We start from the raw sequence: 9,090 nt of genomic DNA, 5'->3' as shown, positions 1-9,090 counted from the left end.
TGGCGTTGGCGCCAAGGGCGTCCATCATGTCCACGAAGACGTCGTTCTGCATCACGCGGAACTTCATCCCCTGCAGGTCCTCGATCGTCTGGATCGGCTTTTGCGAGTTGTAGAAGCTGCGCGCGCCGCCGTCATAAAAGGCCAGCGCCACCAGGTCGCGTTCCTCGAAGGCCGCCGCGATTTCCTCGCCGATCGGGCCGTCCATGACGGTGTGCATGTGATCGACCGACTTGAACAGGTAGGGCAGCGACACGGTCTGGGTGACCGGCACGATGTCATTGAACGAGCCGAAGCTGGCGCGAACCATGTCGATGACGCCGAACTGGGTTTGCTCGATCGTGTCCTTTTCCTCGCCCAGCTGGGACGACGGGAAGACCTCGATGCAGATGCGGCCGTCGGTCTTTTCCTTGACCTCTTCGGCCATCGCCTTGACGCCCTCGACGGTCGGATATCCGTCAGGATGCGTATCGGACGAGCGCAGCGTGATCTCGCAGGCACCGGCGAAGCTGGCCGAGGTCAGCAGCGCGGCAAACGTGGTTGTCAGGAACTTCATCTTATCCTCCCAATATCAAGCTCAGAGTTTGTAGGCCCGTTTTGCCAGGCCATAGGTCAGGTCACGCGCAAGCCCGGGCGCCTCGTCTTCCGCGAGGCGGCCCGTTGCAACAAGCGTGGCCAGATAGGAACAATCCACCCGCCGCGCGACATCGTGGCGCGCAGGGATCGAGCAGAAGGCGCGGGTGTCGTCATTGAACCCCACGGTGTTGTAGAAGCCGGCCGTTTCCGTCGTCATCTCGCGGAAGCGGCGCATCCCTTCCGCGCTGTCATGGAACCACCAGGGCGGCCCCAGCCGCAGGCAGGGCCAGACACCGGCCAAAGGCGCCAGTTCGCGGGAATAGGACGTTTCGTCCAGCGTGAACAGGATCACGGTCAGGTCCGGTCGCATGCCCACCGCGTTCAGCAACGGGCGCAGCGCTGCCACATAGTCGGTGCGACCGGGGATGTCGAAACCCTTGTCGCGGCCATGGATCGCCATGACCTGATCGGAATGGTTGCGGCGTGACCCGGGATGGATCTGCATGACCAGCCCGTCCTCCAGGCTCATCCGCGCCATCTCGGTCAGCATGTGGCCGCGAAAGGCGTCGGCCTCTTCGGCCGTATACTGCCCGCGGAGGGCCTTGTCGAAGAGCGCCGCCGCCTCGTCCTGCGGCAGATCCTCGGTGCGGGCGCTGGCATGACCGTGGTCGCTGGATGTCGCGCCATGTTGGATGAAGAACGCGCGCCGCGCCCGGTGGGCATCCAGGTATCCCGACCAGGTGGTCGTGTCGAAACCGGTCTGCTCGCCCATCAGCGCGACATTGTCGGCAAAGCCGGCCATCTCGGGGTCGATGACGCCATCGGGGCGATAGGCCGTGAGGACACGCCCCTTCCACCCGCTGTCGCGGATCATCTTGTGCCAGCGCAGATCGTCGGTCGCGGCCTCGGTCGTGGCGATCGCTTCGATGTTGAAACGCTCGAACAGGGCGCGCGGGCGGAACTCGGGCTGGGCCAGGCATTCTGCGACGTGGTCATAATACCAGTCCGCCGTTTCCGCGGACAGGCGCCGGTCGATGCCAAAGACATGCTGGAAGCTGTGGTCCAGCCACAGGCGCGACGGCGTTCCCGACAACAGGTGATAGTTCCGGGCAAACAACCGCCAGATCGTGCGCCCGTCGGTCTCGGTCGTCCCGCCATCGACGCGCGGAACCCCAAGATCGGTCAAGGGCACGCCCTGCGAACACAGCATCCGGAACACGTAGTGGTCGGGCGTGACAAACAGCTGCGCAGGGTCGGAAAACGCTTCGTTCTCGGCAAACCAGCGCGGGTCCGTATGACCGTGCGGGCTCAGGATCGGCAGGTCGCGGATCTCTTTATAAAGGCCCCGCGCCAGATCACGGGCACGCCCCTCTAGGGGCAACAGACGGTCCTCGTCCAGCAGCGCCATGCGATCCTCCTCCGACTCACTTGCTATCCTGCTAGTCAGCTAATATGCTAGTTTACAGGTTCGGTCAACCGGAGTGCCAGTGATGCCCCTGCATGATCTTGACGCTCTGCCTTCCCTCGAAGAGCCGCGCCCCCGGACCGTGACGGACCAGATCTTCGAGGTTCTTTATGACCGTGTCGTGAACCTGACGCTGACCCCCGGCGCGAAACTGTCCGAAGCCGAGGTGGCGGCGCAGATGGGCGTGTCTCGCCAGCCGGTGCGGGATGCCTTTTATCGCCTGTCGCAACTGGGTTTCATCCAGATCCGGCCGCAGCGTGCCACGACGGTCACCCCCATTTCACAAGACGCGGTGATGCAGGCCTATTTCATCCGCAGCGCCTTGGAAGAGGCCACGATGCGCGTGGCCGCCCAGCGCCTGCGGCCTGAACATTGGGATGCACTGGATGTGCTGATCGACTGCCAGGAGGCTGCCAGCAAGGCTGATCAGCGGCTGGAGTTCCACGAACTGGACGACAGGTTCCACCATGACATCTGCGCCCATGCGGGGGTGGAGTTCGTGTGGACGCTGGTGCGCGACAACAAGGGACACATGGACAGGGCGCGGTATCTGTCGCTCTCTTATGGCGCATCGATGGCCTATATCGAACACCGGGAAATTCTGGCCGCCCTGCGTGCGCGCGACACCGAGGCCGCCGTTGCGGCCGTCCGCCATCATCTGAGCCATATCCGCCAGATCCTCGATCGCCTGCGGATCGATCAGCCCGAAGTCTTCGGCTAGGAAGATCCCGGGCCTCGCTGCGGCCGTCGGCAAAACGCCTAAACCTCGAACGTTTCGAATTGGAGCGACCCTAGGACGGGGCGGCTCCGGGTTGTGTATCCTGTCCGGGAAACGCAACCAATGGATCACGGCATGGCTGGCTGGACAAGATCGGACACAGCCCTGCGCCGACAGGCTGCAGCGCAAGACCGGGACGCCCCCGGCGGCCTTTGGCCTGCGGCTCTTCCGAAATTGGCCACGCTGATGATGCTTGTGGTCCTGCGGCTCGGCTCCGGCGCATTCGCCGACCAGTATCTTGTCGTCACGCGGCCGTTTCTATCCCCGATCGACGTGTTTGAAACGGCTTGTCGCGCAGGGGGCGGCGTTACGGCCTTTGGCGCAGTGCCGGGGGCCATGATAGCGATCTCAAGCCATCCTTATTTTCCGAACAGGATCCGGCAGGCGGGGGTCTGGCTGGTGCTGCCGACGGCAGGCCGCTTTGGCTGCCGCCCGTCAAGCGCGGTCCCCGCCCGATGGACAGTGGAGATCGCCTTCCTACGCCTTCGCTGCAGTTGGCTGCTGCTGGCAATGATCTGGGCACATGTTCCGATGATCGGAATGGTCAGCTTGGCAATTGGCCGGGTCGCCGTTCCGACCGCATTGCTGGCAGCCGCGGCGCTGGCGGCCGTTTATCACATCATCTGGCACCGGCACGGCATCGCCCCCATCAGCTGCTATGTGGGTGCCGTGGTCTTGGTCGCGGAACCTTCGTTGCTGCTGATGGAGGGGCATCCGTGGCAGAGGGACATGCACATGTATGTTTTCGCGATGATCGTGATGAACATCGCGTGGTTCGACCCGCGCCCCCTTTTCGTTGCAGCCGCGACCACGACCACGACCCTGCATCACCTGACACCGGCCAGCCTTCGGCCAACGGCGTTTTCTCGACCGAAGGGCATGTCGGGCGGATTCTTCTGCACGACGGGATCGTCGTCTTCCAGACGGTGGTCCTGGACTGGGTTTGCAACAAGATGACGCGGTCCTTTGACCGCATCAGCGCGATGGAGGACGGGGTTCTGGCCAAAGACCTTGCCTTGGAAGAGCGCACAAAGGACGCTAAGGAAGCGGCGCGGGCCAAGAGCATGTTCCTGGCCAATATCAGCTACGGGATCCGCACCCCGATCAACGCCATCTTGGGCTTTTGCCACCTGCTTCAGCGCCCGCTGCTGGAGCCCCGGCAGGGTGACCAGGTCCGCAAGATCGGCTCGGGCGACATGGCCCTGCTGCGTTTGGTCAATGATATTGTGGGTTTTTCCAAGAATGAAGCGGGCAGGCTGACGCTTGAAACGCGCGAATTCGATCTGCGCAACGCGCTTTTGCGTCAAGTGCAGATGATGGCCAAGACGATCAGCGCCAAGGGGCTCAACCTGCAGGTCGAGCTGGATGCGACCCTTCCCGCTGTGTTGATCGGTGACGAGTTGCGGCTGAACCAGATTGTCCTGAACCTGCTCGGCAATGCCCTCAAGTTCACGACCGAGGGCCGCATCACGCTGAAGGCGCGCATGATCAACGAAAACGATGGCGTTGCCATGATCGAGTGCAGCGTCGGCGATACGGGCCTGGGGATGACGCCCGTTCAGCAGTCCCGCCTGTTCCTGCCCTTTACCCAGGCCGACAGTTTCACGACCCGCCGGTTCGGGGCACCAGGCTGGGCTTGGCCTTCTGCCAGCAGATCGTGCAGCAGATGGGCGGCTGGTTCCGCGCGGACAGCCCGCCGGATCAGGGCAGCACCTTCACCTTCCGCGTGCCGCTGAAGATGGGATCGCCGGAAACCGCCTCAGCACCGCCAGCACTGCGCGGCCTTCGCGTCCTGGCGGCCGATGACAATTCCATCCCTCGTCAGATGCTGAGCGAAATCCTGCAGCGCTGGCAGAGGGATGTCGACATGACCGCATCGGGCGATGACGCGCTGGCCCTGTTGGCCGAGCGTCAGAACGCCGGCTGTCGCTTTGACCTGTTCATCATCGACTGGAAGAGGCCTTGCCGGGACGGGCTGCAGACACTGCGCACCATGCGCAGCCTGTTGTCGGCCTCGCCCCCCGTTGTCGCGGTCACCACCGCCTATGGTCTTGACGACCAGATGCGCGAGGCTGCCGGTGAAGATGTGGGGCAGTTCCCGGCAAAGCCGATCAATGCGCGCAAACTGGCGAAAGCGCTGGTCCGGGCTGCCCCCCATGCCATCCCTCATCACGGCCCCCGGGCAGCACCCTCCCACGCCCTTGCGCTGCCCGCCGAAAGGCACGGCCTGCTCGCGGAAGACAACGACATCAACCGCGAGATCGGGGTGGCCCTGCTGACAGGCGGGGGTCTGCTGGTTGATTGTGCATTGAACGGCGCCGAAGCCTGCGAGATGGTCGCAGCCCAGCCTGAAACATATTCGGCGATCCTGATGGATCCGCAGATACCGCGCATGGACGGTATGACGGCGAGCCGCATCATCGGAATGACACATCGGTCGGCGCGCCTGCCGATCATCGCCATGACGGCCCATGCCCATGAAGAGGAATGGCAGCGCTGCCTCGAGGCAGGGATGGATGCACATGTCGCCAAACCCGTCGATCCCGTCCGCCTGATCGATGCCCTGCGCGAAAGGCTGCGGCTTCGCCCCGCGCGTGCCGCCTCTGCTGAGGTTCCAGCAATCGCGGGCTCAGGGGGTTGCCTGCCAGTCTTTCTGCCCCCGTTCGACATCGGCTCCGCCCTACGGCGCGTCCACGGCAAGCCGGATCTGCTGCGCCGCCTGATCCTTTCCATTGCGCAAGGTCATGTGACCGTATCGCGCAACTCGGAAGAACTGGTTGGGGCCGGCAGGCTGGATGACACATTCCGTGTGGCACATACGTCGAAAGGCGTGTCGGCTTCGATCGCGGAACAGCTGGAAGACGGCATTCACACCGGACAGCTGGACCGTTTGCCGATGCTTCTGGACAGTCTGGACCTTGCGCCAAGTCCCCCTTTCTCCGCCGCGGCCAGCCTTCGGGGGCCGCAGGAAGAGGCGTCCCTTTGCTTGACCCTGCCCGCCCAGCGACAGCCCGGTGTTCCGGACAGTGCAGGGGGGAGGCGGGCAATCGACACCCTGCGCGACCAGATCAAGCGCCGCAGCCTGTCCGCGCGCCACAATTTCGACGTGCTGGCCCAGACCCTGCACCTCCCGGCCTCGGAGCGTGCGGGCCATCCCCTGTGGCTATCTCTTCAAAAGCTGAATTACGCAGCGGCATCCATCCACCTGAACATGATCGGGGCCGTATTGCCCCCTGAACAAGGGCTTTCGCCATGACCAACAAGCCTGTCGTCCTGATCGTCGACGACGAAGCGACCAATATCGAAATCATCTGCGCCGCTCTGGAGGATGAATACGAGATCTGCTTTTCCCTTTCGGCCGAACAAGCGGTCGGCCTTGCACGCGCCGCCCGCCCCGATCTGATCCTGCTGGACGTCGTCATGCCGGAAATGGACGGATATGTCCTGTGCCGGCGCTTCAGGGAAGATCCGGACCTGGCCGACGTGCCCGTGATCTTCACCACGGCACCTGGCGCCCCGGAAGCGGAAAGCCATGGCCTGTCCCTAGGCGCCGTCGACTACATGACCAAGCCTTTCTCTCTGGTTGCTCTGCGCCAGCGAGTGGGCAATCACATCCAGCTCAAACATCTGCGCGACCAGCGGGCGGCACAGGCCCTGCGCGATCCCTTAACGGGTCTGGGCAACCGACGGATGCTGGAGCGTCAGCTGCCGATGGAAATCCGGCGCCTTTCGCGCATCCACGGAATGCTGTCGGTGATCATGCTGGACATCGACCATTTCAAGCTGCTGAACGACACCTATGGGCACGCCGAGGGCAACGACTGCCTGCGGCGGATCGGCACACTGTTGTCGGATGCGATGCGTCGCAGCGGGGACCTGTGCCTGCGCCATGGGGGGGAGGAGTTCGTCTGCATCCTGCCGGGCACCGATCAGGACAGTGCGGCCTGGATCGGCGAAAGCATCCGCTCCCGGATCGAAGCGGCTGCAATCCCGAACATCCGTTCCCCTCTGGGACAGGTGGTGACGGTCAGCGTCGGCATCGCCACAGGCCCTTGCAATGCAACGGTCATTGGCGAGGATTGGCTGACCTGCGCCGGTCAGATGCTTTATCGCAGTCAGCAAGCCGGCGGAAATCGCGTTTCAGGACAGATGCTGGTCGACAGCCTGCATCAGCCAAAGGAAGGCGTTCACCGCACAGGCGACCCATACGCCGCCGCCCGTCTTTCAGGTGTGGCCTAGCGCCGCGGGTCCGGCATCCATGGAGGGCAGGACGGAACAGCACACGGGATTATCAGTTGCACCTGTTCCCTGCCTGCGCAAACTGCAGACAACCTGATCGAAGGGCGTCCTCGGGTCGTGCAGGATCATCCGGAAAGGCAGGACATGCGCATCGTCAAGGCGACCACCGGAGCCATCGTCATCGCAGGCGCTGCCTTTGCCGGGCTGCACCTGACCGACCGGCTGCTGGCGGCCCCCGATCCCGGCGCCGAAAGAACCGCCGACAGAACCGAGGCCATTCCCGTCGAAACGATCGCCGTGACCGCGGCCCGGTTCACGGACAGCGTGCGCGCGGTGGGAACGGCCCGGGCGCGGCAGGCCATCGACCTGATGCCGCAGGCCGGCGGACGCATTACCCGTCTTGCGTTCCACCCCGGCCAGCAGGTGTCGCGGGGCGACGTGATCCTGGAACTGGACAGCCGCGCCGAGGAAGCAGACCTGAAATCGGCCGAAGCCACCTTGACCGAAGCAGAGGCCGCTTTCGAGCGGCAGCAACAACTGAACCGCAGCGGCAGCGCGTCGGACGCCGCCTATCAGACCGCCCGCGCCACACTGCTGCGGGCCGAGGCCGAGCGCGATCTGGCGCAGGTCAGGCTGGACGACCGCATGGTGCGTGCCCCCTTTGATGGCGTTCTGGGGCTGACGGACCTGGTCGAGGGGCAGATGCTGGACAGCACAACCCCGGTGACGACCCTGGACGACCTGACGGTGATCGAGGTCGATTTCGGCGTTTCCGAAACCCTTTTGCCGCACATTGTCGAGGGTCAGCAGGTCCGGCTGCATTCGGCCGCCTGGCCCGACCGGGTGTTCGAAGGACGGATCACCCGCATCGACACGCGCGTGGATGCGGCCACCCGCTCGATTGCCCTGCGGGCCGAAGTGCCGAATTCGGATCGGGCGCTGGCTGGCGGAATGTTCCTGCAGGCCGAACTGATCCTGGATGAGCGTGACAGCCCGGCCCTTCCCGAAACCGCGGTCACCGTCGAGGGCGACCGCCACCTGGCCCTGATCGCACGCGACAACGAGGCGCATAGGGTCGAGATCACCGTGGGCGAGCAGACTGCCGGCCTGATCGAGGTCGTTTCGGGACTGGAGATCGGCGCCCAGATCATCGTGACCAACCTGCACCGTGTCCAGCCCGGCAGCTCGGTCGAGGCGCAGCCGCGCGTCCAGCCCCTGCAGACCGCAGCCGAGCGCCGGACAGGGGCCGACGGATGAGCCTGCCCGACCTGTCGCTGCGCCGACCGGTCCTGGCCACGGTGATGAACCTGCTGATCGTGCTGATCGGCGCTGTCGCCATTTCGGGGCTGCCGGTCCGGGAACTGCCGCAGGTCGAGGCGGCGGAGATCACGGTGCAGATCAACTATACGGGGGCTGCCCCCGACGTGGTCGACAACCAAGTCGCAACCGTGATCGAGGGCGCCTTGGCCGGCATCACCGGCATGACCTCGATGCGCACCAGCTCGAACCAGGGGCGGATGCGGTCGGTCCTGACCTTTGATCCGGGCCGCGACATTGACAGCGCGGCCAATGACGTGCGCAACGCCGTGGACCGCGTGGTGGACGACCTGCCTGACGGCGCCGGACAGCCGCGCGTGGACAAGAACGACAACGAGGGCGACCCGGTCCTGCGCCTCAGCCTGTCCAGCCCGACGATGAGTCCGCTCCAGCTGTCGGACTATGCCAGCCGCTTCATCACCGACCGGCTGGCCCGCCTGCCCGGCGTTGCCAATGCCGCTGTCTTTGGCGAACGCGCGCCCGCCATGCGGATCTGGCTGGATCAGTCCCGCATGGCCGCCTATGGCATGACGACCGGCGACATCATCCAGGCGCTGGAGGCCAACAACATCGAGTTGCCGGCAGGCGAGATCGAGACCGCAGCGCGCCAGCTGCAGGTGCTGGCGCAAACCCGTTTCGCCTCGGCCGACACGTTCCGGCAGATGGTGGTCAGCGACGGCGGCGGACGCCCCCTGCGGCTGGGCGATGTCGCACGGAT

At 64.6% G+C, this 9,090-nt stretch carries 9 protein-coding genes; 7 read left to right on the top strand and 2 right to left on the bottom strand.

Annotated features, from left to right (window positions below; genetic code table 11):
• Together dctP and uxaC are read right to left on the bottom strand one after the other, a co-directional pair.
• Nucleotides 1–553, bottom strand: a 553-nt coding sequence (dctP, locus tag ACLHHB_RS13830; protein WP_410218865.1) for a TRAP transporter substrate-binding protein DctP, incomplete at its 3' end; no start/stop codon positions are given.
• A 21-nt stretch (nucleotides 554–574) separates the two neighbouring features.
• Nucleotides 575–1,981: a glucuronate isomerase gene (gene uxaC / locus ACLHHB_RS13825; protein ID WP_410218864.1), complete on the bottom strand. Its 1,407-nt coding sequence runs from the start codon at nucleotides 1,979–1,981 to the stop codon at nucleotides 575–577.
• An 82-nt stretch (nucleotides 1,982–2,063) separates the two neighbouring features.
• On the opposite strand from uxaC, the gene ACLHHB_RS13820 reads away from it, so the two are divergent.
• The 7 genes from ACLHHB_RS13820 to ACLHHB_RS13790 form a co-directional block, all read left to right on the top strand.
• A complete protein-coding gene (locus tag ACLHHB_RS13820) occupies nucleotides 2,064–2,759 on the top strand; it encodes a GntR family transcriptional regulator (protein WP_410218863.1) in 696 nt (231 codons plus the stop codon).
• Nucleotides 2,760–2,891: 132 nt separating this feature from the next.
• On the top strand, nucleotides 2,892–3,773 hold the full coding sequence (locus tag ACLHHB_RS13815; protein WP_410218862.1) for a hypothetical protein: 882 nt from the start codon (nucleotides 2,892–2,894) through the stop codon (nucleotides 3,771–3,773).
• Nucleotides 3,770–4,552: a histidine kinase dimerization/phospho-acceptor domain-containing protein gene (locus ACLHHB_RS13810; protein WP_410218861.1), complete on the top strand. Its 783-nt coding sequence runs from the start codon at nucleotides 3,770–3,772 to the stop codon at nucleotides 4,550–4,552. The genes ACLHHB_RS13815 and ACLHHB_RS13810 overlap by 4 nt, the downstream gene beginning before the upstream one ends.
• Nucleotides 4,453–6,072, top strand: coding sequence for a response regulator (locus ACLHHB_RS13805; RefSeq protein ID WP_410218860.1), 1,620 nt, complete (start codon nucleotides 4,453–4,455; stop codon nucleotides 6,070–6,072). The genes ACLHHB_RS13810 and ACLHHB_RS13805 overlap by 100 nt, the downstream gene beginning before the upstream one ends.
• Nucleotides 6,069–7,055 carry a diguanylate cyclase domain-containing protein gene (locus tag ACLHHB_RS13800; RefSeq protein WP_410218859.1) on the top strand — a complete coding sequence of 329 codons (987 nt, stop codon included), beginning with the start codon at nucleotides 6,069–6,071 and terminating at the stop codon, nucleotides 7,053–7,055. The genes ACLHHB_RS13805 and ACLHHB_RS13800 overlap by 4 nt, the downstream gene beginning before the upstream one ends.
• Before the next feature lie 144 nt (nucleotides 7,056–7,199).
• The gene (locus tag ACLHHB_RS13795; RefSeq protein ID WP_410218858.1) at nucleotides 7,200–8,312 is read left to right on the top strand and encodes an efflux RND transporter periplasmic adaptor subunit; all 1,113 of its coding nucleotides are present in this window, start codon (nucleotides 7,200–7,202) and stop codon (nucleotides 8,310–8,312) included.
• A partial coding sequence (locus ACLHHB_RS13790) for an efflux RND transporter permease subunit (RefSeq protein ID WP_410218857.1) occupies nucleotides 8,309–9,090 on the top strand: 782 nt, incomplete at its 3' end. The genes ACLHHB_RS13795 and ACLHHB_RS13790, both read left to right, overlap by 4 nt.

Origin of the sequence: Paracoccus sp. (in: a-proteobacteria), from assembly GCF_046462195.1 — a bacterium.
GTDB lineage: Bacteria > Pseudomonadota > Alphaproteobacteria > Rhodobacterales > Rhodobacteraceae > Paracoccus.
The sequence above is the reverse complement of the archived record's forward strand: the minus strand, read 5'-3'. Positions and strand labels throughout refer to the sequence as shown.

Excerpts from the sequence above, each read along its gene's own strand:
- uxaC (WP_410218864.1), bottom strand. The coding sequence starts at position 1,981 with ATGGCGCTGCTGGACGAGGACCGTCTGTTGCCCCTAGAGGGGCGTGCC.
- ACLHHB_RS13820 (WP_410218863.1), top strand. The coding sequence starts at position 2,064 with ATGCCCCTGCATGATCTTGACGCTCTGCCTTCCCTCGAAGAGCCGCGC.
- ACLHHB_RS13815 (WP_410218862.1), top strand. The coding sequence starts at position 2,892 with ATGGCTGGCTGGACAAGATCGGACACAGCCCTGCGCCGACAGGCTGCA.
- ACLHHB_RS13810 (WP_410218861.1), top strand. The coding sequence starts at position 3,770 with ATGACGCGGTCCTTTGACCGCATCAGCGCGATGGAGGACGGGGTTCTG.
- ACLHHB_RS13800 (WP_410218859.1), top strand. The coding sequence starts at position 6,069 with ATGACCAACAAGCCTGTCGTCCTGATCGTCGACGACGAAGCGACCAAT.
- ACLHHB_RS13795 (WP_410218858.1), top strand. The coding sequence starts at position 7,200 with ATGCGCATCGTCAAGGCGACCACCGGAGCCATCGTCATCGCAGGCGCT.